Source organism: Methyloceanibacter caenitepidi, assembly GCF_000828475.1.
Taxonomy (GTDB): Bacteria; Pseudomonadota; Alphaproteobacteria; order Rhizobiales; family Methyloligellaceae; genus Methyloceanibacter; species Methyloceanibacter caenitepidi.
Map to the genome: position 1 here is coordinate 2,866,772 of NZ_AP014648.1, position 26,586 is coordinate 2,893,357.

The 26,586-nt window shown below is 59.1% G+C and carries 21 protein-coding genes and 1 tRNA gene; 8 read left to right on the forward strand and 14 right to left on the reverse strand.

Annotation, left to right across the window (positions count from 1 at the left end):
• Positions 1-9: 9 nt before the first annotated feature.
• The 4 genes from GL4_RS13570 to GL4_RS13585 form a co-directional block, all read right to left on the reverse strand.
• Positions 10-1,086, reverse strand: coding sequence for an ABC transporter permease (locus GL4_RS13570; RefSeq protein WP_082025672.1), 1,077 nt, complete (start codon positions 1,084-1,086; stop codon positions 10-12).
• 58 nt (positions 1,087-1,144) lie between these two features.
• Positions 1,145-2,530, reverse strand: a complete 1,386-nt coding sequence (locus tag GL4_RS13575) for a CmpA/NrtA family ABC transporter substrate-binding protein (protein ID WP_045368302.1) — start codon at positions 2,528-2,530, stop codon at positions 1,145-1,147.
• A 325-nt stretch (positions 2,531-2,855) separates the two neighbouring features.
• Entirely contained in the window at positions 2,856-4,100 is a 1,245-nt protein-coding gene (locus tag GL4_RS13580; RefSeq protein WP_052464552.1) for a CmpA/NrtA family ABC transporter substrate-binding protein, read from the reverse strand.
• Between the two features lie 10 nt (positions 4,101-4,110).
• The gene (locus tag GL4_RS13585) at positions 4,111-4,755 is read right to left on the reverse strand and encodes an ANTAR domain-containing response regulator (RefSeq protein WP_045368304.1); all 645 of its coding nucleotides are present in this window, start codon (positions 4,753-4,755) and stop codon (positions 4,111-4,113) included.
• A gap of 560 nt (positions 4,756-5,315) precedes the next feature.
• On the opposite strand from GL4_RS13585, the gene GL4_RS13590 reads away from it, so the two are divergent.
• Complete coding sequence (locus GL4_RS13590) at positions 5,316-5,840, forward strand: hypothetical protein (RefSeq protein ID WP_045368305.1); 525 nt, start codon at positions 5,316-5,318, stop codon at positions 5,838-5,840.
• Between the two features lie 537 nt (positions 5,841-6,377).
• Here the strand turns inward: GL4_RS13590 and GL4_RS16910 are convergent.
• From GL4_RS16910 to GL4_RS16915, 3 genes are all read right to left on the reverse strand, one after another.
• On the reverse strand, positions 6,378-10,070 hold the full coding sequence (locus GL4_RS16910; protein ID WP_052464554.1) for a glycosyltransferase: 3,693 nt from the start codon (positions 10,068-10,070) through the stop codon (positions 6,378-6,380).
• A 70-nt stretch (positions 10,071-10,140) separates the two neighbouring features.
• Complete coding sequence (locus GL4_RS13605; RefSeq protein ID WP_045368311.1) at positions 10,141-11,334, reverse strand: NAD-dependent epimerase/dehydratase family protein; 1,194 nt, start codon at positions 11,332-11,334, stop codon at positions 10,141-10,143.
• Between the two features lie 272 nt (positions 11,335-11,606).
• Positions 11,607-13,571, reverse strand: coding sequence for a glycosyltransferase family 2 protein (locus GL4_RS16915; protein ID WP_082025673.1), 1,965 nt, complete (start codon positions 13,569-13,571; stop codon positions 11,607-11,609).
• A 691-nt stretch (positions 13,572-14,262) separates the two neighbouring features.
• Between GL4_RS16915 and GL4_RS13620 the strand changes: the two genes are divergently transcribed.
• Positions 14,263-14,442, forward strand: coding sequence for a hypothetical protein (locus GL4_RS13620; protein WP_045368315.1), 180 nt, complete (start codon positions 14,263-14,265; stop codon positions 14,440-14,442).
• Between the two features lie 275 nt (positions 14,443-14,717).
• Positions 14,718-14,861, forward strand: a complete 144-nt coding sequence (locus tag GL4_RS17575) for a hypothetical protein (RefSeq protein WP_156137609.1) — start codon at positions 14,718-14,720, stop codon at positions 14,859-14,861.
• A 312-nt stretch (positions 14,862-15,173) separates the two neighbouring features.
• On the opposite strand, the gene GL4_RS18260 is transcribed toward GL4_RS17575, so the two are convergent.
• Entirely contained in the window at positions 15,174-15,428 is a 255-nt protein-coding gene (locus GL4_RS18260) for a helix-turn-helix domain-containing protein (protein WP_425283175.1), read from the reverse strand.
• A gap of 170 nt (positions 15,429-15,598) precedes the next feature.
• Here GL4_RS18260 and GL4_RS13630 point away from each other — a divergent pair, with 170 nt between their 5' ends.
• The 3 genes from GL4_RS13630 to GL4_RS13645 all read left to right on the forward strand — a co-directional run bounded on the left by GL4_RS13630 (position 15,599) and on the right by GL4_RS13645 (position 19,802).
• Positions 15,599-16,798 carry a site-specific integrase gene (locus GL4_RS13630; RefSeq protein ID WP_244462624.1) on the forward strand — a complete coding sequence of 400 codons (1,200 nt, stop codon included), beginning with the start codon at positions 15,599-15,601 and terminating at the stop codon, positions 16,796-16,798.
• Between the two features lie 607 nt (positions 16,799-17,405).
• A complete protein-coding gene (locus GL4_RS13640; protein WP_045368318.1) occupies positions 17,406-18,071 on the forward strand; it encodes a hypothetical protein in 666 nt (221 codons plus the stop codon).
• Between the two features lie 660 nt (positions 18,072-18,731).
• A complete protein-coding gene (locus GL4_RS13645; RefSeq protein WP_082025674.1) occupies positions 18,732-19,802 on the forward strand; it encodes a tyrosine-type recombinase/integrase in 1,071 nt (356 codons plus the stop codon).
• A gap of 68 nt (positions 19,803-19,870) precedes the next feature.
• On the opposite strand, the gene GL4_RS13650 is transcribed toward GL4_RS13645, so the two are convergent.
• The 3 genes from GL4_RS13650 to mnmA form a co-directional block, all read right to left on the reverse strand.
• A tRNA-Met gene (locus GL4_RS13650) sits at positions 19,871-19,947 on the reverse strand.
• Positions 19,948-20,136: 189 nt separating this feature from the next.
• Positions 20,137-20,928: a class I SAM-dependent methyltransferase gene (locus tag GL4_RS13655; protein ID WP_082025675.1), complete on the reverse strand. Its 792-nt coding sequence runs from the start codon at positions 20,926-20,928 to the stop codon at positions 20,137-20,139.
• 65 nt (positions 20,929-20,993) lie between these two features.
• Positions 20,994-22,199, reverse strand: coding sequence for a tRNA 2-thiouridine(34) synthase MnmA (gene mnmA, locus GL4_RS13660; protein WP_045368323.1), 1,206 nt, complete (start codon positions 22,197-22,199; stop codon positions 20,994-20,996).
• Between the two features lie 411 nt (positions 22,200-22,610).
• Here mnmA and sciP point away from each other — a divergent pair, with 411 nt between their 5' ends.
• The gene (gene sciP / locus GL4_RS13665) at positions 22,611-22,889 is read left to right on the forward strand and encodes a CtrA inhibitor SciP (RefSeq protein WP_045368324.1); all 279 of its coding nucleotides are present in this window, start codon (positions 22,611-22,613) and stop codon (positions 22,887-22,889) included.
• Between the two features lie 122 nt (positions 22,890-23,011).
• Here sciP and GL4_RS13670 read toward each other — a convergent pair whose 3' ends face one another.
• Positions 23,012-24,118, reverse strand: a complete 1,107-nt coding sequence (locus GL4_RS13670) for a hypothetical protein (protein WP_045368326.1) — start codon at positions 24,116-24,118, stop codon at positions 23,012-23,014.
• 275 nt (positions 24,119-24,393) lie between these two features.
• On the opposite strand from GL4_RS13670, the gene GL4_RS13675 reads away from it, so the two are divergent.
• On the forward strand, positions 24,394-25,266 hold the full coding sequence (locus GL4_RS13675; protein WP_156137610.1) for a hypothetical protein: 873 nt from the start codon (positions 24,394-24,396) through the stop codon (positions 25,264-25,266).
• Positions 25,267-25,369: 103 nt separating this feature from the next.
• Here the strand turns inward: GL4_RS13675 and GL4_RS13680 are convergent, their stop codons facing one another.
• Entirely contained in the window at positions 25,370-25,855 is a 486-nt protein-coding gene (locus GL4_RS13680) for a YajQ family cyclic di-GMP-binding protein (protein WP_045370190.1), read from the reverse strand.
• Positions 25,856-25,984: 129 nt separating this feature from the next.
• Positions 25,985-26,383 carry a flagellar export protein FliJ gene (locus GL4_RS13685; RefSeq protein ID WP_045368331.1) on the reverse strand — a complete coding sequence of 133 codons (399 nt, stop codon included), beginning with the start codon at positions 26,381-26,383 and terminating at the stop codon, positions 25,985-25,987.
• Positions 26,384-26,586 lie beyond the last annotated feature (203 nt).

Here is a 26,586-nt window from a genome sequence, read left to right on the forward strand (position 1 = left end):
GGGTCGCTCCTACCGGCTCGGGCTATGGGTGATGGCCGTCTGCAGGGCGACCATCACGCGGTCGAGCAGGAAGCCGATGATGCCGATAGTCAGAACGGCGACCATGATTCGGGCGAGCGAGTCGGAGGAGCCGTTCTGGAATTCGTCCCAGACGAATTTTCCGAGTCCCGGATTCTGCGCGAGCATCTCGGCGGCGATGAGCACCATCCAGCCCACGCCGAGCGACAGCCGCAAGCCCGTGAAGATGTAGGGCAGCGCCGACGGCAGCACGACCTTGAAGACCTTCGTGTGCCAAGGGAGCTTCAAGACCCGCCCGACATTGACAAGATCCCGGTCGATCGAGGCAACGCCGATGGCCGTGTTAATGAGCGTCGGCCACAGCGAACACAGCGTGACCGTCACCGCGGACGTGACGAAGCTTTTCGGGAAGCCCGCAATCTCTTCGACGTAGACCGCCGACACCACCATGGTCACGATCGGCAACCACGCGAGCGGCGAGACGGGCTTAAATATCTGGACGATGGGATTGAGCGCAGCATTGAACGTGCTCGACAGCCCGCAAAGAACGCCGAGGGGGATCGCGATCAAACTGGCCAGCAGAAAGCCGGTGAACACCGTCAGCAGGGACGTGAAGATCTGATCGACAAAGGTGGGGCGGCCGATATAGCTCCGCCATTTCACCGTCGCATCGGGATCCTTGGCGAGCTTCGCCGCATTGCGCTTTTCCTGACGCTCGTAATAGGCCGCTTCCTTGTCACGCTCCGACAGGTGGTCCTGCCACAGGACGCCGGCCTGTTCTGCGACGGCGACCGGTCCCGGAATGGCGCCGAGCGAGGTCACAACCCGCGGCGCAAGCGCGGCCCATAGGCCGAGGAAAATGCCGATGGCGATCAACGGCACGAGTAGGCTGTGCCAAATCGCTTTGAGTTGCTGCTGCGGCCGGTCGCCCACGCAAAGCCGTGCGATCGGGACGGCCCAGCCGAGGCCGAGCGGCGTCAGGGCGCGATCGGCCCGCTCGAAGGTCGGGGCCAGCCTTTCCTTCAGCGGCGGCTGCGGCGCGGCGCCGGCGTCGTCTGCGATGCTCATCTCATGCTGTCCTTTTGTGCGAAAATTCGAATAGGGCCGTGCGTGCGACCGGTGGGCATCAGCCGCCCACCACACCCGTGCCTGCAACGGTCTGCTTGTCCTTCAAGCCGATCGGGAATTTCGACAGGTAGTCGTTCGGCTTCTTGCCGTCGTACTCGACACCGTCGATGAACTCCGCCGTCGGCGCTTTGAAGCCGTCCGTGTCGAAGGGAAAGTCTTCCTTCTGCGCGTAGCCCTCTTCGATCAGGGCTTCGGCGGCCTGCATGTAGATGTCCGGCCGGTAGACCTTCTTCGCGGTCTCGATGTACCAGTCGTCCGGCTTGGCATTCTCGATCTGCCCCCATCGGCGCATCTGGGTCAGGTACCAGATAGCATCGGAGTAGTACGGGTACGTCGCAAAGTGCTTGAAGAAGACGTTGAACTCGGGCGCGGGGCGCTTGTCGCCCTTTTCGTATTCGAAGGAGCCCGTCATGGAGTTCGCGATCACTTCCTCGTCGGCGCCGACATATTCGGAACGCGACAGGATCTCGACCGCTTCTTCGCGATTGGCCGGATCGTCGAGCCATTGGCCGGCACGGATCAGCGCCTTCACCACGGCGAGGTGCGTGTTGGGATTCTCCTCGGCCCACTGCTTGGTAACGCCGAAAACTTTCTCCGGGTTGTACTTCCAGATTCCGTGGTCGGTGATGACGGGCACGCCGATGCCCTTGAACACGGCCGCCTGGTTCCAGGGCTCGCCGACGCAGTAGCCGAGGATCGTGCCGGCCTCCATCGTCGCGGGCATTTGCGGCGGCGGCGTCACCGACAGCAGGACGTCGGCATCAACCTGCCCCGCCGTGTTGTCCGGCGAGTAATATCCCGGCTTCAGACCGCCGGCGGCGAGCCAATAGCGAAGCTCGTAATTGTGCGTGGATACGGGAAAGACCATGCCCATGTTGAAGGGCTTCCCGTCCGCCTTGTAACGCTCGACGACCGGCTTGAGTGCGGCCGCCGAAATGGGATGCTTCGGCTTGCCGTCCTCGTCCTTCTCGATGTGCTCCTTCATCTCCTCGAAGACATCGTTGGAGACGGTGATGGCGTTACCGTTGAGGTCCATCGAAAAGGCGGTGATGACGTCGGCCTGGGTGCCATAGCCGATGGTCGCGCCCAGGGGCTGGCCCGCCAGCATGTGCGCGCCGTCGAGTTCGCCGGTGATCACACGGTCGAGCAGGACCTTCCAATTGGCTTGGGCTTCAAGCTCGACCTGCAGGCCTTCGTCCTCGAAGAAAAACTTCTCCTTGGCGATGGCGAGCGGCGCCATGTCCGTCAGCTTGATGAAGCCGAACTTCAGAACGTCTTTCTCAGGCTCGGCCGCGGCGCTCTGACCGAGCGTCAGCCCAAACGCCAGGGCAAGGCCTGTGCACGACAGAGCCACGGTTTTCAGAGTTTTGGTCCAACTCAGCATTGTCATCTCCCAGTTCGCCTTTCAGGCGCGCAAAACAAAAAAACGCTGCATCGAGAAACCGACCGCGGACGCAGTTGGCTTTCGAGGCAGCGTTGCCTTGTGCGGCCCGCCTTTGGACCGCGAATGAATTGTTAGGAAGGGTCGTTCCTTCGCTCGGAACTAAACTATCAAGATGCGTGCCAACGCTCTCACGTCGGCGTTTTTAGTTCTAAATCAATGAGATGATCGAAATCGCAGCAAACGCCCGTTCGGCGCCGCTGCATAACCATTGTGCACCGCACGCAGGCAAGTGCTGGCAAGATCGGCAGTTCTACGCGCATCGACGCTAGAGATTATGCTCAGCAAAGGCCTCGAGATCGGCGCCCGCAGTCCGAATTGAGAGCGCCTTCAACTGGCCGATCACATCCTCCGGGTCGAAGATCTCGCCGCCGAAGAAATCGTCGTCTCGCCCTTCGGGCTTGTAATCGCGATCGGGGATGTCGATACCGCAACCGGCCAGCGCGGCACGATAAAGGTCCGGCCGGTAGACACGCTCGGCCAATGCCAGAATGTCGAAGGGATCGCGCACCTGCCCCCAACGGATCATCTGCATCACGATCCAAACCGCATGCGATCGCCACGGGAAGTTGGCGGCACCCCGATAGAACACGACGCTATCGGGATCGGCGATATCGGGCTTGTCTCCCCCGAACTTGAGGAGGCCTTTCAACGGTCGCTCCAAAATGTGCTCGGGCACTCCGACATAGTGAGGCTCAGCCAGGATCTTCGCCGCCGCGCTCCGGTTGTCCGGTTCGTCGAGCCACTCGCACGCGGCGACGAGTGCCCGCATGGCGTCACTCAAGAGCGCGGCGTTGTCCCGCGCCCAATCCTCCCGAACGCCGAGCACTTTCTCGGGGCTCATCGGCCAAATCTGATTCTTGGTCGCGAGAATGACGCCCTGGCCGTCTTCGACAGCCACGCTGTTCCACGGCTGGCCAACGCAAAAGCCGTCGACCCGGCCCGCTTTCAATTGCTCGGCGATCAAGGGCGGCGGCACGACCACGAGGTTGATGTCGTTGTCCGGATCGATCCCCGCGGCGGCGAGCCAAACGCGCAGGTCGTAGTTGTGGCACGAGAACGGGTAGACCATGCCGAACGTGAGCGGCGTCCTCCCGTCAGCGTTTCTCGCTCGCACGACCCGGGCAAGCGCACTGGCCGGCGCCATGCCGCCCGCCCGCGCCGACTGCGCGTCGGCCGCACACATCTCATCGAAAAGACTTTGAGACACGGTGATGGCATTGCCATTGAGGCTCAGCGACATGGGCGCGATCACAGGCTCGGCGGCACGGCCGAGACCGAGCGTGGCAGCCAGCGGCATGGGGGCCAGCATGTGGGCGCAGTCGAACACCCCCACGTCGAGCTTGTCCCGAATATTGGCCCAAGACACTTCGCGATGAAGCTGGAACGAAAAGCCGAACTGCTGGTCGAAGCCGCGCTCGCGGGCAATGACGAGCGGCGCGCAATCCAGCAGCGGAATGAAACCCGCGTGCACTACGCGCTCGTGTCGTCTGATGGGCTTCGGTTCGTGCATCCCTTGCGTCCTAGTCCTTCAATAGCTCGAACGAGCTGACGAGGCCTTCGGCGACCTCGGCGAGCCGTTTTCCCTGGCCCATGGCCGTCTTGCGCAGGAGCCCGTAGGCCTCGTCCTCGCTCATGCCTCGGCTCTTCATCAGAATGCCCTTGGCCCTATCGATGACTTTCCGGTCTTTCAGCGCGCTCTTTGTCTCTTCCAGCTCGGTACGCAGACGATCGAACGCCTTGAAGCGCGAAACGGTCATCTCGAGGATCGGCTTGACACGCTCCTTCTTCAACCCGTCGACAATGTAGGCACTGACGCCGGCATCGATCGCTTCCTCGATCGTGGCTTTGTCGCTCTGCTCCACGAACATGGCGATGGGCCGCCGGACCGCACGCGAAACCTGAAACATCTGCTCCAGCACGTCGCGGCTTGGATTGTCGAGATCGATCAGAATGACGTCCGGATCCAACTTGTAGATCTGCTCGACGAGGTGGTTGGCGCTGTCGAGCGTGGTAACGTCGGAGAACCCCGCCTCTTTCAGACCGCTTTCAAGAATCGCACGCCGTATCGGCGTCTCGTCGATGACAAGGATCTTCAGTCTACGGTCTGAACTATCGAAAACGGAAAAGGCCAAGGGTGCCGGCGCCTCTATTGTGCGTTGCACCATACTCTCTCCGGTGGCCCTTGCATGCAAGCCCTTCGTGTACGAAACGGCCCGTGCCGTCTCTTGGCCGACCTCATTACAGCCGAAGGGCCAGTCGTTACCGCAGAAGTTACGGCCACTCCGGCATTGGGCCGGCCCTGAATCATTGGCTTGAGAGATGGCACGCCCGCTCAAGGGCGCGAAAGGGATTCCAAGATTCGATGTCGCGGTCGGAATTTCCGAACGCCAGACATTGACTATCTCTATCTCATTGATGGTGGTGGTAGCGGAGGAGGGACTCGAACCCCCGACACGCGGATTATGATGCCGAGCGCAAGCCTTGCGCCTCAAGCAGTTACAGGTGGGGTTCCTGTCAAACCCCCAACCAGGCATCAAAGACTTAGTCTGGGATTGTCAAACCTGGCGAGAAAACCCCCTCCCCCAAAAGGAACCACCGCCCGCGGCTGGCACCGGGGCGGCGGAATGAAAGGCACAGCAGAAAATTCTAAGCAGAAGTCTCATACTAAGAATTCATTCCTATCGCAAGTTAGGATGTTGTCAGCACTTCCGAAACGGAGTGCGCGATGACAGACGCCTCGGAAATCTTTGACTGGTCAGACGACGACTCCGTTTGCGTGCACAATCAGCCCGCCACGGCCGTCTACGCCAACAAGTACAAGCAGGTTGTCATTCGGCAAGAGGCGGACTGGAACGAAGAGCACGACCAGTTCGTCTTTATATCGCCCGACTATTTGCTGACCGTTGTGCACGCGATGCTCAGGGCTGCTGGCCGCGAGGACGCCTGCCTTTGCCGCCCGCACGTCGGAGGCGCTCGCCGCGACATAGACAGGGAGGTCGGCCTCGAGGACATCCACGTGGCCGAGCGCCGCGAGCCTGGACCCGTGCACATCCCTGTCAAGGAGCGCAGGGAACGAGTCGGTGCGGCGCTCAGAGCCGACCCAAACCAATCCAATCGTTTGATAGCCTCCCGCTGTGGCGTTTCCGACAAGACCGTCGCCGCGGTGCGCGCGGAAATTGATACGGAATTTCCGAACCAAAGTGCGGAATTCCGCAGTCGAGAGGCGCTCGAGCTCGTCGCTGCGGAGTAGCGCAGTCGTCAATCCCGCGATTGTCGGCTGCGAGCTTCCTGTCTTGCCAGGTCTGCTCGGAGGTTCCCGCTGGCAACAGATCTTGTGGCCAGTCGTCGCGTCAAAGCGGTGGTCTGGTTAGAGCTTGTCCCACTGCTCGCCGACAGGGCGTCGATGAAGCTCTAGGAGTTGCCGGTCTTCGCACCAAAACCGGATAGCACGGCGGGAACTTTGCCCCGAGACCGGATTTCCGACCGCCCGACTGCCCGAACGCGGGTTGAGGGAAAACCAGGACTAACGAACCCCCCCAACGAACTGTTGGCCGTTCATAAGGCTGGGGGAGCGGCTGGCCCCCGATATAGGGCATCCTGGCTATACCGTGCTGAAAAGCGTTCCCCTGGAGCCGCGCCCCTGAGATTGTCGGGAGGGGGAGGGTAGCGGAAAGGAGAACTATGTCCGGATGCAGGTCGGACGAGAAAAAGCCTTCCATGTCGGTTCCTACGACCTGCGCACGCACGCGATGTACTGTGTCGTTTCAGGCAGGACGTCACTCGGAGCTCACTGGTACCCTAGTTCTCGGTTTATTAAGTAGAGGCCCAGGTCTTGGTATAGCGCCTCCACCTGATCGCCCCAAAAGTCGCGATGGTTTGATCGATGTCCTGAGAAGGTTCGAGTGTTCACCCCCAACACTTTATCTTGGAGGAGGGACAGCGGGTCTGAGGGCATTTTGAGGCCGGCGCCGATGCAAACCGTCTCAACCAATTTGCTTTGTACGCCCTCACCCCGGTCTCCCATTATGTCTTCAAACCGCAGAAGCTGAACGGAAGGATCCTTTAGCCAGTCCAGTGCGGGCAGGATCCGAGCCTTTGCCAGCTTCCCGCCGGGGCCTTGCATATAACGGAGAAAGAGTTCTGGCCCGTCGTGCTCGCTGGACCATCTCCCTTTCGCAGAACCAACACGCCGGGGGTCCATAAGAAAACGCATGTGGGAGATGAGGAGATCGCGAAGGTCGCGGACGCAAAAAAAATGAACGAACCTTTTGCTGGCCTCAACAGTTACCGCTGAATATGACACGTGACCGACGGCGAATTGGCCGCCTTTGACTAAGACTGATGATCGTTCAAAAGGAACAGGAACGCGAAACTGTACGGGATGCGAAACCAAGTCCTCCAGGTCGATGCCGCGAAAATCCTGGTACGAGTCGCTGAAGAGGTGGACGTCGACATTCGTAGCACCGAGGCAGGCAAGCAGACGTGCGAAAAGATATGTCCCGGCCTTGGGTATGCTGTTGAGCAAAATGGGCTTCTTGCGGGAACTCCAGACCGGAGCGAATGAGATCTCTTCTTGCTTGCGATAGAGCGGCCTCGTGTCCCAATTGCCGATATCGGGAAAAACCTCGTCTATAGAGACAGGTCGAACAGCGCCCTTCCGCGCTGATCCTTTGTAGTCGATATCCGCTCTTCTCCACGCAACTATGCCGGCGCGCATGGCGCTTATCTCGGCCTCTGCGTCTGCAAGCCTCGTTGACGACTTGTTCAACTCGGAAACGCGATTGCTGACGAACGCTAAATCGCTTCTTGTAGCGTCAAGTTTGCGGCTTTCCTTCGCGAGTCTCTTCAGCTCGCTTGAAATCTTGGCGATAGCCTTTGAAGCTTCACGCCTCTCATTCGACTGGGCCTCGGTTAGCTTTAAGAGCGCATCAATGTGTTGAACGTGCTCTGCTCTGGTTCCGACCAGTAAGCTGATGTTGTTCGAGGCTTCCTGGAGGCGCCCGCTGACCGAACCCAGCTCCGCTTCCAATGACCTTAGCCGGGAGCTTCCTGATGTCAGGTCTTCCTCTAACCGGTTAGATCGGGCTTCGACGGAATCCACTCGGCGACGGTTTCCGTCGATTATTGCGAGAATGTTGCGCATACGAATCGATTCATGAGCAAGCGCCACGATCGCAAAAACAAAGAGAAGAGCCGACTGCCCGATGGCAAGCACATGAAACTGCTGCGAAGGCTCAACGAGAAGAGCAGCTATAGCAGGCGAAAAAGCAATGAGTAGACCGACAAGAATCCCAAGAGGTCTCGTCCACGATAATCTGATGACCCTGCTCCCGACCTGGCCGAGTCTGAACAGGCCGGGCAGCTGGCGCCGCGTTGCACCGGCAAATCGTGCGTAGGCTTGCTTTGCGGCGTGTTTCCGATTCCGAATGAAAGCTCGGGCTCCCCCAATGCCCTTCAATGAGGGATCGATCTCAATGGCGGCCGCCATGATATTTCTATGTCGTGACAACGCAAATCGAGCACGGAGCAGGTCCCGAAACCCGATGTGGCGGTCGTTCACGCATTGCTGGTACCAATCGGACAATATCCGGCCAGGAAGTCCAGTCAGCCCCATCTCGCGGAGCTGTTCACTATCCAGGTTCAGAGCGATCGATATTGGATCAATATCCAGCTGCTGACCCCAAGCAATGATTTCACTAGAGATGTATGACTGGCGCTCGGAGTCGTCGCCTATCCTATATTTGGCGGCTTCCGTGAGTAGGCGATGAGCAAGGTCTAGATTGGCAGCTGCCAAGCACCGTGCAGCCATTCTAATTCGCACTCGAAAACGGGCGTTCGCCAGTAAGGCCTCGAGTTCAGAATCCATGGCTTGGCCAAACACCCGTTCGACCACATCAATGTGCGCGCGAGCGTAGTCGTCTGTGGTCTTAGCGATTGCCTGATCTGTCATTCGATAGAGCCCGACGCACTCTGGGTGCGAGAGTACGCGGCAGTTCATTGACATCAGCAACTCTTGCGCGAAGACCCAATCTTCCGCATATCTGCGTCCCTCTTCAAAACGCAATCCTCGGTCGATGAAGTCTCGCCGAATCATCGACATAGAGAGCAAGAGAGGGTTGCCGGCAATGGCACTCCTCGCCCGCAGGACCCTTCGCTTCTGTTCCGCGCGGACCCTGAGTAGCTCTCCAGTTTTGCTAATACGCTTCCAAGCACCGCGGACACCACCGAGCTTCGGCCGATCGCGCAGCAATTTGACCTGTATCTCGAGCTTGTTGGGTTCAAAAAGGTCATCGGCATCAAGGAAAGCGATGAATTCTCCGCGAGCGACCTCAAGCGCAGCATTCCGAGCGGAGGCGCGCCCCTTATTTTCCTGACGTATGTACCTTATTCGATGGTTTGTATACGACTGGATGATCGAAGATGTCGTGTCGGTCGACCCGTCATCGACTATGATGAGTTCCCAGTCCTCGAAAGTCTGAGTAAGGACACTATCGATTGCCGCCGCTATATGCTCGCTGGCGTTATAGGCTGGCATGATGATGCTTACAGTGGGGTGGCGCTCAATCGCCGCGCCGGCCGTCGTTGTAAAAAGGGACTCGAAATCTACCCGCGGTATGACATCGAGCTTGCCCCCAGCCGTCGCGTTGAGTAGCTGTCGACCTCGGGCCTCCATGGCTTCGCGGCAGCGGTGAAAGCCGACCACCATGTTCTCCGTATTCGGGTTATGCCAGCGTTTGCCGGCCCCGAAATAACGAGGATCAAAGTGGTTGATATCATCGTCCTGAGTGCTTCGGAGAAATTGTAGATTGCCATCGCTGAAGCGTTTGGAGCCTGACTGCTCGACGGTGTCCTGAATCTTGTAGTCCACATCGACCCCGATGAGATAGATGGGGTCGAAACCGAGATAGTATGCGATCTGAATGGCGCAGGTCATTACTGTGCCGCCCATGATCGCGCCATCTTCGAGGTCATAGCTGAAGAATTCGCCTGGGCGCTCGGCGTGCCGACTATTGTAGTAGTAGGCACTTTGCATCGAATCGAACAAGCCGCGGAATCGAACTGGGATGAATGATATGGAGTCGACTCTTTCTTGTATTTCGCCGGCATTGTCCGGCGCCACCTCCCAGTCATTCACAGTGTAGAATGTCGGCCGCCAAGATATCCGGTCGTACAGCAGATAAATTCGGTTTACGCCGAACGTGTACTCGTCTCGGAGCTTATCAAGGTCGAGACGGTTTAGACTCGGCCCGCTGCCGAGAAGGAATATTCTCTGTCCGCGGTATTTATCCTTCAGTTGTCGGAGGGCAGCATTCTCGCGCGACGTCGTAGGCAGGTTCCCCCATCGGTGAAAGAGGTTTCGCCGCTGCTTTGCCCAGAGATCATATTGGGTATGAGAATTGGACCGATTTCGGAACAAGGTCCACTCGGCTTCTGCTGCGAAATTTCTGAGTTGAGGGGGCAGCCACAATAGTTTCGTCATTGCCAAGCATTAGGTTGTCTAGCGCGAGAAAAGATTTCTTGGAGCCCGGAACGGACGCGCATGGCGGTATTTAGGAGACTGTTTCAAGGCGCGTCTGCGCATCGGCATTCCAGGCGGAGACGCAAGGGATCTTCGCCGGATCGCATCGGTCGGCGTACTTCTGAGCGATGTCGCGCACCTCTTCCAACAGCCCCGCTTCCAACGTGATGGGTTCCAGGCCCATTGCGAGAAACCGATCGTTGGCCACGAACAGATCATTCTCGTCGGCCTCGTTGCGCGGGTTCGGGACGAACGCGATTTGCGTTCCCGACAGGTCGGCTACCATCTTGGCGAGATCGCGGACGCGATGTGTCTCCGTCATCTGGTTCAGGATGTTGACTCGCTCGCCTGTCTGCGGCGGGTTCTCGATGGCAAGCTGGATGCACTTGACAGTATCCTGGATGTGGATGAAGGCACGCGTCTGTCCCCCGGTGCCATGGACCGTCAGCGGATAGTTTACGGCAGCCTGCGCCAGGAACCGGTTGAGCACCGTTCCGTAGTCGCCGTCGTAGTCGAAGCGGTTGACGAGCCGCTCGTCCAGCTTTGTCTCCGCCGTCTGCGTCCCCCAAACGATGCCCTGATGAAGATCCGTGATCTTGAGCTTGTCGTTCTTGTTGTAGAAGTGGAAGAACAGCTGATCCTGGGTTTTCGTCATGTGATAGATCGATCCGGGATTGGCCGGATACAGGATCTCCTGATCGATCAGTTCGCCGTCCTTGGTCTCGACGCGAATTGGCAAGTACCCTTCCGGGATTTGCATGCCGGCGGTGCCGTATCCGTAGACGCCCATCGTGCCGAGATGAACGAGATGCACGTCGACGCCTGACTCAACGATGGCCGCGCAGACATCGTTGGTCGCGTTGAGGTTGTTGTTGACGGTGTAGCGCTTATGGGCCGACGACTTCATCGAGTAAGGCGCCGCGCGCTGTTCGGCGAAGTGGACGATGGCGTCCGGCTTCTCGTCTTCGATTAGCGAGAGCAGCCGGTGGTAGTGCTCGCCAACCGTGAACGTGTGGAGGTCGATGTCGCGCCCGGAAACCTCCTTCCAGGCCCGGAGGCGTTCGTGGATCGGCCGGATTGGCGTCAGGGACTCGGCCTCGAGTTCGATATCGATCTTCCGGCGGGACAGGTTGTCAACGATTGCGACGTCGTGCCCCAGATTCGACAGATGCAGAGCGGTCGGCCATCCGCAGAAGCCATCGCCGCCAAGTACCAAAACACGCACAGATAGGCTCCCCACTCAAATTCCCCGATTAGGAAAAAGCACACGGAGTCAATCAGGGTCAACTAAAGATTGTTGCTAATCTGTCGCACCCACATGGGGTAGTTCTTCGCTGCTGTCGATAGCGCGGAAGCAACTCTCGGTTTTTGTGGTGAAGTTCCACGTCAGCGGAAGCTTTTGTTCCGCCTAGTACGAGACTTATCGCTCAAGTCTCAGTGCAGCGACTCCCGGCTTCATTTGTTTGGGTTTGGGCGCGATAGGCTGGCTCAGAGGATCTATTGGGAGGGAACTGCTGCTAATCTCTTGCGGCGCAGTAATCCCAACAATGATCTGGGTTTAATGGCAGTCTCTGCTGTCAGGGCAGTCTTTGGCGGAATATCAGCTGGCGGTTCGACCGCTTTTTTTTCGTTTGCTTCTCGGATTTGACGTGAAGTGGCAAACTGGGAGTTGACCCGTTCGCCAAGGATTAGGGCGTTGGCCTCTGCACATACATTTTGAACGCGCTTAACAAGTTCTTTGTCCGGATTGTCCAAGGCATAAAGCTTTCGGCGTGCTGCGCTCACCAGTCGCCGAAGTCGCTTCATAAATGCTCTTCTTTCCTTTCCGTTTATGTTCCGCGATCTGATTAGGTTCATAGAATCAAATAGAATTACGCACCAGTCTTCTAAATGCTTTGGAGTGACTTGTTCAGTTATTGATCCCGGTCGCTGCCGATACCAATAAGTGTTCGTGGCTAAAACGGCGACGGACCTGGCTTCGCTGAAAAGACTAGGGCAAAACAGTTCATCCTCATGCAATATGCCAGGCTTGAATGGTAGGCGTTTTGCGAGGCAAGCCTTGATGAGCTTATTGCATGCCGGTGCGCCGAAGCACCTTTCAACATACGCGTGAAGTATGCTGTTCTTGTGCAGAGAGTCTTTTTCTGGGCCGAACCGGACCTCGACCTCCCCTGAAGAATCTACTGTCGAATGCCCTGCAACGACAACATCAACATTCGTACTATCGGCTTTGGCCACCATAATACTTAGCGCGTTGGGCTCTATGAAATCATCCCCATCAAGAAAGTATACGTACCGCCCATTCGCGGCTGACGTGCCGGTGTTCCTCGCTACGGAGAGGCCCTGATTTGGCTGACTTATCAACTTTAGCCGGGAGTCGGTGATTGACTCACAGACGCATTCCGTATCGTCGGTGCTGCCATCATTGACGACAATTACCTCAACGGACACGTCTTCCTGCCTTAGCGCGGAACAGAGGCATTCGTTGAGAAACGGCGCGACGTTGTACGCTGCAACAATGACGCTGACATCGGGGATGTGTGCTGGTGCGCGGCGCCACGATGTCGGCTTCGCGTGAGCGATTTTCGACAGATGTCCCTCAAAATATCGTTCGGCTTCTGAGCCCTTGAATGCGGTATCGCCAGTCTGAGGCAGCCTCTCAAAGTACAAGTCTGCAAGCGCACGGTACTCAGATGTGCCCATGTGGTCTGTCCGCCGTTCAGCAATTTTGTTATGAAGGTCGATTAGGTAACCGTCGTTGATGCCAAGCTTACGTAGCAGTCCCTCACGGATTTTGGCCGCAGCGAGTGCTTGTGCGTCCTCATGGGTCGCGCTGATGGTGTTGCCGTGTTTTCTGAGAAGTAGAACGACTTTGTCGACTACAGCGACTGAGACGTCGGGGTTGAAAACTGCGGCAGACCATGCGGCATAGTCTGCCGCCGGAAACGAGGTTGGATCATATCGGAAGTTGGTTCTTTCCAAGAATGACCTTGTAATCATCGCCGAAGAGTTTGCGAAGGGGGAACCAAAGAGCGCGACACGTTTCAGTCCAATCTGATGCCGTGGCGTGCGCCAAACCGATCCGTGTGAATGCAAGGTCGGGGCTCGAAGACTGTAACCACCGCAGATATCAAAGCCGCGCTTGAGGGTGCTCGCTTGCATCGACAATCGCCAGGGACAGGCGACGTCATCCGAATCCATTATGGCTATAAAGTCCCCAAGCGCAGCTTTGAACGCAACGTTGCGGCATGCGATATTGCCCTGGTTCTGATTGAGTCTGATTAGGCGGACCCGGGAGTCCTTAATGGAAGACACGACTTCCGCTGTTTCGTCCGTCGAGCCGTCATCAACGATGATCAGCTCTAACGAACTATAGTCCTGGTTGAGTATCGAATAGGCAGCCTCGAGAACCTGATCAGCCCGATTGTAGACCGGCATACAAACGGAAATGAGCTCGCGCATCGTGCCTTCCTATGGATAGCGATCAAGAGTTCATGTGTACTTCAAACAATCACAAGTAGCGTAACGGCGGCGACGAGAGCAAGGGTTTGTTGCGGGGCCGAAGGTCAAAGGCGTGGCGGGCCCTACACCTGAGCGGTACTCAGGTCGGCTGGTCCGCATGTTCAGGCTTTGGATAATTACTCGTCCCGCAACAACTCGGCACGGCAGAAACGGCGGAAACGACGTTCCAGCTCGCAGCTTCATGGCGCATGCTCTCGACAAAATTCGCGCAGACCCACCGGGAGGTTCGGCATGCACGAGGCATACGAGCCCATCATCGAAGACGGACGCGGCCGATTTCCTGAAGACATTCGCGTCAAGGCTCCACGCGGCACCCGGGCAGCGGTTAGGGCCGCTGCGCATATCAAGAACACGACCAACGCTGAGTACGTTCGGCAAGCACTCTTACGTTGTCTCGACTTGGACGGCGTCACGCTTCGACGCGGCCTGGTAGAGTTGTCCTTGGAGGATTAGCCGTGTGCCAAGCTTCCGCGCCACCGGCCCCGGCGGCCGACGCGACGATTTCCGACACGGCCGACGCGCAAGCCAAACTCGGTCAGAACTATCTCGATTTCGCCAAAGAACAGTTCCGGGTCAGCCAGCGCCGGCAACGCGACATCGATGACCGTCGAAGGAGGTCAGCTCGTACTTCATGGATCTCGCGAAAGGAGACCGTGAGCGGTACGAGACCGTTTTCAAGCTGCTCGAGTACGACTTCGTCGAGACTGCGCAGGAGTTCGACAGTCCCAAGCGCCAGGCAGAAGCTGCGGCACGGGCCAATTCGGATTTTGCGAGCGAGAAGGCAACCCAGAGCGGGGTGAGGGAACGTTAGACCGCGTGATACGGGATCGAGCCCGATCCGGGGCGCTTCACCGGGATCGAGTGCGCCGCCGACCGGGGCACGGTCGCCTCGCCCGTCGGCGCGCAGAACCAAGCGCGGGAGGCGATCGGCCTGGGTCAAGGTCTCGAGGCGGATGCAGCCGAGGCTGCCAGCCTAGTCATTGATGCCGCCACTGCAGCCAAACAGGAGTTTCTTGCCTCGCAGGACATTGTGAGCCAGGGCCATCGAGCGGCAGCGAGGGCCTTTCGAAGCAAGGGGCGGCCTATTTGGGTATCTGTGAGCAGGCGAAACCGGCACTGGGTGACGCGAAGCGGTTCCCGATACAGGACGCCACCGGCATCACCATGGGCGCGGTCAAGGATCGGTCCGCCAAGGTCGATCGTCTCACCGAGGCCGTCGGTATCTGGTAGAAGCCGTGCATGGTGGAAGCGGCGTAGGAATAGGACGGACTGGAGCCCGTATGGCAACGGGTAGAAAGACAGCTCTGCATCAGCGACGCGGTTGTCAACGAATGTCAAATCGTGGCGCGCGCCAGCTTGACAACAAATGCGAACATCTTTGCCTGTGTAAGAGAACTAGTCGAGAGCGCAGCCGATAAGGCGATCATCGATATTTCACGCACGATGTGGGGGATTGATGCGTTGGTCAGCCGAACATCCGCAGGCTGCGCGTCGCAGTAAAGTGACGTTGATCTGCTCGTCACCACTACTCAGCGCTGCACTCTATCGCTGGACGGATCGAAACCTCACACCCGGGCCGCCGCCGTTCTCGCCAATGAAGGTCACTCCAGCCTTCTCCAGTGCCAGCCGAATTACCGTTATGGTTGCTTGCCGAGGATCGGCTCCACCGCCCTCGAACTGGCGGATTGTAACGACCCCTACACCAGCAGCGTTGGCGAGCTGCACTTGCGTCCAGTCGAGAAGTCCACGGGCGGCTCGGCACTGCGATGGTGTAAGCATGCTCGCTTCTGGGCACATGCGTTGAAATTCGTCAATAGCATCTTTTTAATATTGAAAACGCGTTATGCGATTGTTATCGTCGTATCTGTTGGAAATAGACAGGTTATGAATGCATCAATGCCGGCCACAAAGGCCGCCGATGTCAGACCCGAGTGCCGTTTTGGAGAGGTAGGAAAGGACGCGCAACGATGAGTCAGGACGCTCTCGAGAGCGGAATTAGTCGCTCCCACCAACTGCCTGCTCTGCTCGGCATGTCCGAACATGACGCCCGGCACATTGGTGGACCTAACGAGGCGCACGTGGTCGGCGCGTCAGGAATTCTCGCGTACGCGTTAAAGCTTGCCCGCGAGATGGCCTGCGACGTTCATGACGACAAAAAAATGGCCAGTATTGCAAGAGCCACGACAACTGAGCAGGCCGACGAGCCCACCATGCTTCAAGAGGTGACCATCAGGCCAGGCCGATCGTCACAGCTGCAACGAGCAACAACCGCGGCAGGAGAATTCGCCCGTGCCTCAAAGTCGGAGGCCACGAGGCGGGCATACCAATCGGATGCCGCAGACTTCTCCGCATGGTGCGACCGACACGGAGTCGAAGCCCTTCCCGCAACTGTGGAAACGATAGCAGCGTATCTGGCGTCGCTAGCACAAACGGGACTGAAGGCGTCCACCGTCACTCGACGGTGCGCCGGAATAGGTTACATGCATCGGATAGCTGGTTTCGAGCCGCCAACGAACAATCAAGCGATCAAGGTCGTGCTTGCCGGCATCAAGAGGAGCATCGGGACGGCCGACCATAGGAAGGCGCCGGCTACCGCCGAGACGCTTCGGGCTATTGTCGCGGACATGCCATCGGACCTGCGGGGCTTGAGGGACCGGGCGCTGTTGCTGCTAGGGTTCGCAGCGGCCTTGCGTCGCTCTGAACTCGTCGCACTTAACGTCGAAGATCTCGAGCAGACCGACGAGGGCCTGTTGGTGGCCATCCGACGGTCGAAGACGGATCAAGAAGGGCTAGGCGATTTCGTATCCATTCCGCATGGATCGCGGCTAAAGCCGGTCGCAGCGGTCGAGGCGTGGCTGGAGGCGGCCGAAATCACAGAGGGGCCAATCTTCCGCTCAATTCGAAAAGGCAACTCAGCAATTTCAGGAAGGCTCTCAGATCGATCTGTGGCAATGATAGTAAAGGCAAGAGCTGAAGCTGCCGGTTTCGACCCGACGATGTTCTCTGGACACAGCCTACGTGCTGGCTTCGTGACCTCGGCCCTTTATCACGGGGCTGACGTTCTTCGGGTCATGGACGTGACCAGGCATCGTGAAGTCAGCACGCTCAAGACATATGATCGCCGCGCCAAAGCTTTCAAAGAGCATGCGGGGGAAGCCTTCCTTTAGCCGCTGCGTATGGCGAGCAACCAGACGCCGCCATATGCAATTGCCACGAGTCGCGGGATTCAACGCTGCGGACTATGTACTCGCGGCGATTGTGCGAGTGGTCCCGGGGGCATGATGGAACGTATGACGAGGCTCGAGTTGCCCATATTGACCCATGGAGGCAACGCGGAACTTCTTTCCGATGAACTCGACCACATCGAAATGGTCGCGTTATCGGGCCTATTCCGGCTGTGGGCACTCTATGAACCCAGCTGGACTCCCGAACAGCGAACACAACTAATTGGCTACTCTGCGGATCTCGAGGAATTGGCGACTTGGGTCGGGGAAGGTTGGCGTGCGGCCAATCCAGTGGGTGCTCTGCCTGTATCGCATATGCTCGTCACCCGGGCGCTTAGCCGCGGAAATGTCGTCAAGATCAAGCGCGCCAAACACTCGCTAGATAGGGCCCGAACGCCCGAGCCTATGCGGTGACATCTGCCATACGTCTTTAAATGTGCCATTGAGCTGTATTAAGTTTGAATCGCGCGGCTAGGCTGATCCCCGAACGTCGAGCTTCCGCACTCGGTTGCCGCGCGACTTTCCTTTGCGGGACGTTGCGGAGCGTTGAGTGGCGCGGACTAAGCCCAAACTCCCGATCAGCTTCGTTTCCGTCGAAGAGACGCTCACGATTCCTGCGCTGGATTGGCACCAACTCCAAGACGCCATTGACGGATCGATCCCGCCACGGGTGCGCGACGCCGTGTTTAGCGCGACAAATAGATTTCTCGACTTGGAGCGGCTCGAGCGCGCTGCCGAGCCGATCTCTAATGCTGTGGAGCACCTCGAACTATGGAAGGAGGGTGCTGACGCCTTTCTAGATTTGCTCCCGACCCGTCGCAATACGTCGACTGCCTACGTCTACGCAAAGAGCGCCGTAGGGCAATACTGGTCCCATAGGTTTCCGTCTGACCCTTTTGAGGAGACTGCGGAACTAATTGCTTCGTTCCGATCTGCCTGCGAGGCGGCGCAGATGGATCTGAATAGCGAATGTGGGGACGGAGAGGTAGACGATCACTTCAAAGACGGAGAAGCGTGGAGATTTTGGATCAGGACGCTAAAGGATGTCTTCAAGGAGGCGGGGCTTAGCACCACAGCTCGGCGAGATATGCCTGAAGACGACAGGCAGTCCCCCTTCGTCGAGTTTGTGTGGCAACTCCAGATTTGCCTACCTGCCGGCAAGCGCCACACGCACTCGAAAAGCGCACTGGCGCTTGCGATCAGCAGAGTCCGCTAAAGATCGGGTCACGAAACGGCTTGTTTCATTCCAGAATATGACCCGAGCGAATCTCATTTAATGGGGCATTCTCGGGTCTGCGCCATAGGCGGACGCAAATAGAAGCGCCGCCCCGAGTCAGGAACGGAAGCGGCGCTGAAGGCACTTGACGATGTCGGACTTAGAAGCCGCCGCACCTCCGAGCAATCGCCAAAGTGGCTGGTACGAAACGTTCCCCATATGGCCTGTCGTACTCCACCCCTGTGACCGGCACGAACCATTAACAGTCGCGGCGGCGGCGAAGATCGCGAACCGGTCGAAGCGAACGGTGCGCGATTGCATCCGAGAATGACAGTTATCGGAATCAAAGTATCGGGCGACGACCGAGCCACGCTTCGCAGGACTCGCCCCATTGGTGACCGCCCTTTGCGTAAGTCCCACAGTAGTTTTGGGAGGACGTGATGGCTCAAGTGCGCTCTGTCACCCCACGCATGGTGCCAACAAGGATCGCAGCCTTCTACTGCGGCCTCACGGTCAGGGGGTTTAAGGCGAATTGTCCCCTCTCCCCTCGGACGTTTCCCGACGGGACAGAACGACACGACCTCAGGGACATAGACAAGTGGCTGGACAGCCTAATCGGAGGCCCCCCACAATCGGCCGATGGATGGCTAGCGAGGCTGGATGAGGATGACTGTCGTGCGGGTTAAAGGCATTAAGAAATTCCGTTCGACCAAGAACGGTAAGATCTACTGCTACCACCGCAAAACCGGCAAACGCATCCAGGCAGAATTTGGCACTGGCGCATTCTTTGCCGAACTCGCGAGGCTGGACGATCTGGTTGCCGAGGTGGATCCCAAGCCGGGCACGCTGGGCGGGCTGTTCGCCGAATGGAGAGCGGGGCCCGAGGCCCAAGAACTCGCACCGCGGTCTCAAAGCGACTACGCCAAGATGCTCGACTACCTCGCACCGTTGGAGGCGATGCCGCTGGTCGAACTCGACCGCCCGTTCGTTATCCGGCTTCGCGACAAGGCCTACAGGAAGCGCAAACGCCGCTTTGCGAACTATGTCATCGCGGTACTTTCAAGCGTGTGTTCCTGGGGAGTCGATCATGGCCTGCTTGATGAGAATCCCTGCCGCGGCGTGCGACCGATAAAGCGACCCAAGAGTCTGCCCCGGGCCAACCGGCCCTGGACAGACGAGGAGCGGGAGGCCGTGATTGCAGAAGCCCCGAAACACCTTCTCGTACCCATTGGGCTTGGAATGTTTGCGGGGCTGCGTGAAGGGGATGCGATTGCTGTTACAAAGACGGCCTATGACGGTACTGCAATCGGCAAAAGGACCAATAAGACGGGTCAGACAGTCTGGTGGCCCTGCCCTGCTCCATTACGGAGGATCCTGGACAACGCACCCAAGCACAGTGCCGTGACCCTCGCGGCCAACAGTCGGGGACGGCCATGGACCGAAAGTGGTTTCCGATCGTCGTTTTTCAAATTCATCCGCAAGCTAGAGGCCGAGGGGCGCGTGGGCAAAGGCCTCACGTTCCACGGGCTGCGCCATACCGTGGCGACCACCTTGAGAGAGCTCGGATACGACAACGAAACCATCGCCGATGCCCTGGGCCAGTCGTCCCCGGGTATGGCCAAGCACTACGCTAAGGACGCTGATTTGCGGAAGAAGATGACGGGTGTGGTGAAGAGATTCGACCGCCGCATGAACAAAGTGGCGACGAAGCGTGTCAAACCAACGGAGTGACCTTGTCAAACCGGCCCGCGCGCCCAGCCCATGGAGAGGAAAATCAACATGAACATCATAGGGATAAATGGTAGCGGAGGAGGGACTCGAACCCCCGACACGCGGATTATGATTCCGCTGCTCTAACCGGCTGAGCTACTCCGCCCCAATACGCCGTGGGTAGGACCCCACGCGTTCCAGATCGCCGACCTCTTAGACCTCAAAGTGGTCCTGCGCTCAAGGCGTGAAGAGCGCGGCGTCACAAATATCCCGCGCTCAAGCAGACCGGAGGCTGTTGGCGCAAGAGAATCACGCGCTCAAGTAGGCCGCTAGGCCGATAGCGCAAACAAACAAACTAGCGCTCGGCCAATTGACTCTGGAGGCGGCGATATAGAGACCGCCAGTAATTCAAGTCAAGCATTCTCCGCGCAAATGCGGCCTTGGGCTGCGGCGCGGCTGCCTCCGCTTCCCCGATGTCCCGCGCACCCGAGGCCAAGAACGTCCTGGCGGCCTGGGTGCCGATGCCAAGGCCCGGCTCCTTGACGAAGCGCAGCATGGTGAACAGGCCAAGCGGCCAGAGCGGCCGCCGCTCCACAAGACGCAGGTCCTCGCAGACCAGAATGCGCTCTGGCTCGAACACCGCATGCCAGCCGATGAGATCGGCGAAATGCGCCAGCTTCCGTTCGAAGAAGCCGCGAATGCCATGCTCCTGGCTGAAATGGTTGACGAGGATGACCTCGCCGCCCGGGGCACAAACACGCTCCAGTTCGCGCATGACCTTTACCGGGTCGGGCACAACCGTCATCACATACATCGCGACCACGGTGTCGAAGCTCTCGTCCGCGAAGCCGAGTGCGCTCGCGTCCATTTCGTGCAGCCCGTCCACGTTGTCGAGCCCCTTCTTGGCGACCTTGCCCATCGCCTTTTCCAGCATCTCCGGCGACAGGTCGATGCCGGTGATGGTCAGATGCTTGCCGTAGGCCGGCAGCGAAAGTCCCGTGCCCACGCCGACCTCGAGCACGCGGCCCTTGCGATTGTTGATGATCCGCACCGCGTGCTTGCGGCCCGCATCGGCGACCTGGCCGAACGTGTAGTCGTACACCGGCGCCCAGCGGCGGTAAGCGTGACGAACCGACTCCGTATCCATCGTCGGATGATTGGAAGACAACGCTGAACCCTCCCCGAGACTATGCCGCTTGCCCGTGCCGCGGCCTAACGCGATTGTGCCAGGAACGCCTCGGCCGGCAGCGGCGCTGCCTGGGCCGGGATTGCATCCTTGGCCGTAAAGGCTCCCGCGGCAGACTTGATCCAGCCGCCGCCGAGAAGCCGCTCGCCGCCGCCCGTCGCGGCGTAAAATACACAAGCCTGTCCGGGCGACACGCCCTCCTCGCCGTCTACGAGCTCCACGTAGACGGACCCGTTCTCTGACACGACCGTCGCCGACTGCAGCGGACCCGTGGACCGGATCCGCGCCAGAACCTCGAGGCCGCCGGCCACCGCCGTCTCGAAGGGCTCGTCGCCCAGCCAGTTAATATCGCGCAGTTCCACGCTCCGCGCCAGCAGCGCATCGCGCGGTCCCACGACTACCTCGTGTCGGGCCGCGTCGAGCTTGACCACATAAAGCGGCTCGGCCGCGGCGATCCCAAGGCCGCGGCGCTGGCCGATCGTATAATTGATAATGCCCGTGTGCCGGCCCAGCACCCGCCCGTCCACATGGACGATATTGCCGGCCTCGGCCGCCCCCGGACGCAGCCGCTCGATCACCTGGGTGTAGCGGCCGGACGGCACGAAGCAGATGTCCTGGCTGTCGGACTTTTCGGCGACGTCGAGGCCGAACTCGCGCGCGAGCGCCCGCGTCTCGTCCTTCGGCATGCCGCCTAGAGGGAAGCGCAGGAAGGCAAGCTGCTCGGGCGTGGTGTTGAACAGGAAATAGCTCTGATCGCGCTCCTTGTCGGCGGCGCGGTGCAGTTCCCAGGCCTTCTCGCCGGGGAAACTCTTGATGTAGTGACCCGTGGCGAGGGCGTCGGCGCCCAGCCCCCGCGCCGTCTCCAGCAGATCCCGAAACTTGACCGTCTGATTGCAGGCCACGCACGGCACCGGGGTCTCGCCGGACAGATAGCTGTCGGCGAAGGCGCCCATGACCGCCTTCTCGAACTCACGCTCGTAATCGAGCACGTAATGGGGAATATCGAGCGCCGCGGACACACGGCGGGCGTCCTTGATGTCCTGGCCGGCGCAGCAGGCGCCCTTCTTGGCCACGGCCTCGCCATGGTCGTAGAGCTGCAAGGTGATGCCGACGACGTCGTACCCCTCGCGCTTCAAGAGGCCTGCCACGACCGAAGAGTCGACGCCGCCCGACATGGCGACGACCACCCGTGTCTCGGACGGACGGCCCGGAAGATGCAAACTGTTAACCATAATCGCTGTTAGGCGCTCTTTCGGATCGATGCGCTTCCGGCCTCTCGCCTTTCGGAGCCGGCCGCGCGGCCCACGCAACCTGTAAACTTAGGCGGACGATCATGCAACGACACCCGGCCGACCGCCGTCTCATATCCGTCGCCACGCAGACGCTGCCTGTCCCCTAATCCCTTGTGACAGTTTGGATAAGTCCCGAAACATAGGCAGCGCGACCGGCACGCGCAAGCCAAAGGGGCGGCAAACGGCGCCAAGTCGCAATTCAAGAAGCTAAGAAACTTTAGACAATTCAGAGAGTTTTGCGGATTTGCTTGCGGGTAATTTTACTGCCCGGCTTAGGCAATTCTTAAATGGGGCGGCGGTAAGGTCCCCCTTGATTGTTGCTCATCGAGTGTATTGTGAGTGTTGCGTACGATGACTGAACATTACAGGCCGCGTGTCCGATATGTGATCGGGCCGGACGGCAGTCCGCTGACCGTCGCCGACCTACCCCCGAAGAACACCCGCCGCTGGGTCATCCGGCGTAAAGCGGAAGTCGTGGCCGCCGTCCGCGGTGGCTTGCTTAGCCTCGAAGAGGCCTGCGACCGCTACACGCTGACCGTGGACGAGTTTCTCAGCTGGCAGCGCTCCATCGACAAGCACGGCCTCGCCGGCCTGCGCGCGACCCGCATCCAAGAATATCGCGGCGGCTAGCCGCACACGCTTTCACCGAAGCGTCGTCGACCGAAAAATCTGAGCTTAGAAATGGCCGGGCCCGCCCCGGCCATTTTGTTTGGCGACTTCGTCGCTTGGCCGCCATGCGGACAGGCCGAATGTCAGGGCTGCTGGCCCACGACCGGCCCCGGCCCCGGCGGGAACCCCACGAAGAAGATTCTGCACGGCACAGGCTCGGCCAGGCTCTCCTTGAACCAGCTAGGCTCGTCGCCGGGTCGATTGACGCCTATCTGATAGTCCTTGTCGAAGAAGCCGACGAAGGACGACAGATCCGGGTGCAGCCTTTTCATCCCCGTGAGATTGGGAAAGTCGTTGCTCTTGTATCGTGTTTTGACATGGAGATCGTACGGGCCCTCGTAGGGTTTGATCGTACCTGAGACGATGTCCGTGTAGATCTCGTTGGACGCGGCCGGACCTTGCAGCGTGAACGCGCTCGACCCTTGCGGATTCTCGAGGGGGATGAAGAGGAACAACGAGGCCTTCCCGCCCAGCTTGGCGGCCTCCTCGTTGCAAATGACCATGTCGTTCTTGATCCGGTTCACGGCGCTGATGCGGTTCGAGACCGTGGCCTCGTCGATCTTGTGCAGGATGCCGATGGACTCGATGTTCTGGATCTTGTCGTGCTGGTGCCAGTCGATACGCCCGACTTCCGGCGAGAGCAGCAACTTCAGATCGTCTTGAACAAAGCTGTCGCCTTTGAGCACGGACTTGGTCTCGCCGACCCAGGTAACGCCGTCGTTCTCGAGTTTTCCGTCGATGCGGACCTTGTATTCGATGTCACCGTCCTTGTAGATCTCGAGGACCTTGTCCTTCTTGGCCGGATCGACCCGCAGGACATAGGCCTTCTCACCGAGCACCTGCCCGCCGTTCTGGACGGACCGGATCAGCCCCGCATAGACGCCTTCGATCTGCCGGTCGTCGCGGCTGACGTTCTTCTTGACGGCAACCGCTTTCTTTTCGGGTACCGGCACCTCGGCCGGCGCTTCGGCCTTCTTGCCGAAAACGAGCTCGTAGATCTGGTTGTCCAGATAGCCCAGGAAATTGTCCGTATCGACCTTGGGGAAGGACGTGACGATGACGGCCGCCGCGACGGAGCCCGCGATGCCTAAGATCACTTCGATGAGGATCGCATCCCGGTTTTTGCTGCTGCGCCGTGCGATAACCAGCAGAAGAACCACGAGGACGACGAAGACGATGATCGAAATCATGGGCTAGATATAGACGAAACGGGCTTGGCAGGCAGCGGCGGGGCGATGAGGCGCATCGCCGCTTAAATGGGCCCCCGGCACCGGAAATGCAATTCGTGGGGAGCACTCAACCCCTGCCCCCATTTACCCATCATACAGATTGCGGCGCTCCGTCCCTAGACGAACGCCCTACTACGCCTGCAGGATAGCGGCCTGATTCACAACCTTTGGTTCGGGCCGCACAGTTCCACACCAGTTCAAGAAGGGCGCGCCAGAAAACCTGGCTCGCGACCACATTGATTCTCTTCGTCCTCGTCTATTGGCCTGTGTTGTTGGCCATTCTTGTGCTGTGCACCGCGCTCGTTGTCATCGGCCGCTTCGCACACCTGTCCTGGGGCTGGTCGTACGCGTTGATTGCGGCGGCGGCAGCCGTGTTCTGGATAGGATATAGCATTGCGTTTCCTTGGCATGTCTATCGCTACAAGCTCACCGTCGATCTAGACGTTGACGGGGAGACAATCAGCAAGTCTGAGATCTACGAGGTTCGCAACGCGAAGACTCCTTTGAAGAGGTTCTTCACCCTGGGCTCCCCTACTGCGGGCCAAGAGCACGAGGTTTTTGGTGAGGCGATCGATTTTGACATAGGCGGCAGGCACTTACTAATCACGATGAAAGGCGGCTCTGACTTGCAGGGTCCATTTGGGTCCTTGCTGCTCGCCCAGAGAATGCTTGGCATCAATGTTTGGTGGTCTCCAGAGCTGCGTCGCGCGATGGAACAGGGCATCAAGAAGGCCGTCCCTATCGATGCGCTGCCAATCATGGTCACTTTCGATGATCCATCTGAGCCGAATTCGCTAAGTATCGTCGATCGCGATCAACTGTCTGCCGAGTTCGGACGCTCTGTATCAATAAAGTCCGCCTCACTTCAGATGACGACGGATAGGCCAGGACCATTTGACCTGCCGCGCGTGCTTACCTGGTTGTCTTCGATCAATAGGCCGTTTCCGAGCAGAATAGTCGACGGCGAAGTCCACTACTGCCCGGTGAGCTTTCAGCGTGACGATTTTGTCCGATATCCAGGGTTTGGCCTTTGGGCAGACTTAACCAAGCGCGATTTGCCGGCGCGGAGATCCTATAGGGACCCGTGGTGCATCCAACGAAAAGGCTAGCGCCATGACAGGCCCGAGCCCCAGACCCATTCAGCGTACGGTCCTAGCCATGGATGCATTCTTGCAGGGGGGGACTCCCTACGACGGATTCTGACGAAGTCAGTCAGTCGCGGAAATTCTCGAACTGGAGCGGCTGCTCGATCTTCAGGTCTTTGACGAACTGGATCACCTCTTGGAGGTCGTCACGCTTCTTGCCGGTGACGCGCAGCTCGTCGCCCTGGATGGCGACCTGGACCTTCATCTTCGAGCCCTTGACCTCCTTGACGATGCGCTTGGCCAGCTCCTTGTCGATGCCTTGGCGTAGCAGCACGTTTTGCCGGACCGACTGGCCGGCCGCCTTCTCCACGGCCTGGTAATCGATCACGCCCGGCTCGATGCCCCGCTTGGCGAGATGGCCCTGCAGGAGCTCGTGCATCTGCTTGAGCTTCAGGTCGTCGTCCGCGTGGATGACGATCACGCCCTCGTTCCGTTCGATCTTGGAATTGGAGCCCTTGAAGTCGTACCGCTGGCTCATCTCGCGGGTCATGTTCGCGAGGGCGTTGTCGACGTCGGGCATCTCCGTCTTGGAGACGATATCGAATGAGGGCATGGCGAGACCTCCGAACGGGGCAAACGTGTGTTTCGCGCCCATCTAACGAAAACCGGCGGTGGAGGTCCACCGCCGGTTCATGTTCTTCAAAATATAGCGGGACGTCTAAGGCCGCCCAAGAGGCCGATGTCAGCCCGCGACGCGGGCCACGCCGATCATGCCGAAGCCGGCTTCCGGCTCGACCTCGCGGCCGCGATCGGTCTCACGGCCTTGGAGCGCCTCGATCTTCCGAAGCTCTTCCTCGGCCTCCTCGAGTTCGCCCTTGGCCGCGCTGAGCTTGGCCTCGAGGCCCGCCACCGACACCGCCAGATTGTCCCGGCGCTGCATGGCCGCCTTCGCGAAGGTCGGATAGGCGTAATGATTGACGTCCGAAATGCCGGCGCGCTCTTGCTCGACGGCAATCTGCCGGTCGAGGTCCACCGCCATATCGTTGAATTCGGCGATCATGGACTCGATGTCGGCCACCTTACGGCGCTTCTCGTCGACCTCGAAGCGCTTCAAACGAATGACTCCGTCGCGTGACTTCATACTGAATACCCTCAAGCCTGTTCGGGTCCGTGCATTTTACACGGACGTTACTCTACTGCCACGAGCCGACTGACGGGCGCCCGGCATTCCCCAAGCCAGGTCCCTGAACGGCCTCTAACAAGTCTCAAGGACCGGTTCCCCCCGCCCCTTCACGCAAGATCATCGCCGACAGGACTTAAGCGGCGGTAAACCATATGAATTGC

Bases quoted from the DNA above. Each gene is read 5' to 3' on its own strand.
- GL4_RS13630 (WP_244462624.1), top strand. From the start codon at position 15,599: ATGAGTCAGGACGCTCTCGAGAGCGGAATTAGTCGCTCCCACCAACTG.
- GL4_RS16915 (WP_082025673.1), bottom strand. From the start codon at position 13,571: ATGCGCGAGCTCATTTCCGTTTGTATGCCGGTCTACAATCGGGCTGAT.
- GL4_RS13655 (WP_082025675.1), bottom strand. From the start codon at position 20,928: ATGGATACGGAGTCGGTTCGTCACGCTTACCGCCGCTGGGCGCCGGTG.
- GL4_RS13585 (WP_045368304.1), bottom strand. From the start codon at position 4,755: ATGGTGCAACGCACAATAGAGGCGCCGGCACCCTTGGCCTTTTCCGTT.
- GL4_RS13680 (WP_045370190.1), bottom strand. From the start codon at position 25,855: ATGCCCTCATTCGATATCGTCTCCAAGACGGAGATGCCCGACGTCGAC.
- GL4_RS16910 (WP_052464554.1), bottom strand. From the start codon at position 10,070: ATGACGAAACTATTGTGGCTGCCCCCTCAACTCAGAAATTTCGCAGCA.
- GL4_RS13570 (WP_082025672.1), bottom strand. From the start codon at position 1,086: ATGAGCATCGCAGACGACGCCGGCGCCGCGCCGCAGCCGCCGCTGAAG.
- mnmA (WP_045368323.1), bottom strand. From the start codon at position 22,199: ATGGTTAACAGTTTGCATCTTCCGGGCCGTCCGTCCGAGACACGGGTG.
- GL4_RS13580 (WP_052464552.1), bottom strand. From the start codon at position 4,100: ATGCACGAACCGAAGCCCATCAGACGACACGAGCGCGTAGTGCACGCG.
- GL4_RS13575 (WP_045368302.1), bottom strand. From the start codon at position 2,530: ATGCTGAGTTGGACCAAAACTCTGAAAACCGTGGCTCTGTCGTGCACA.
- GL4_RS13620 (WP_045368315.1), top strand. From the start codon at position 14,263: ATGGATCTCGCGAAAGGAGACCGTGAGCGGTACGAGACCGTTTTCAAG.
- GL4_RS13590 (WP_045368305.1), top strand. From the start codon at position 5,316: ATGACAGACGCCTCGGAAATCTTTGACTGGTCAGACGACGACTCCGTT.
- GL4_RS13645 (WP_082025674.1), top strand. From the start codon at position 18,732: ATGAGGATGACTGTCGTGCGGGTTAAAGGCATTAAGAAATTCCGTTCG.
- GL4_RS13670 (WP_045368326.1), bottom strand. From the start codon at position 24,118: ATGATTTCGATCATCGTCTTCGTCGTCCTCGTGGTTCTTCTGCTGGTT.
- GL4_RS13685 (WP_045368331.1), bottom strand. From the start codon at position 26,383: ATGAAGTCACGCGACGGAGTCATTCGTTTGAAGCGCTTCGAGGTCGAC.
- GL4_RS18260 (WP_425283175.1), bottom strand. From the start codon at position 15,428: ATGTGCCCAGAAGCGAGCATGCTTACACCATCGCAGTGCCGAGCCGCC.
- sciP (WP_045368324.1), top strand. From the start codon at position 22,611: ATGACTGAACATTACAGGCCGCGTGTCCGATATGTGATCGGGCCGGAC.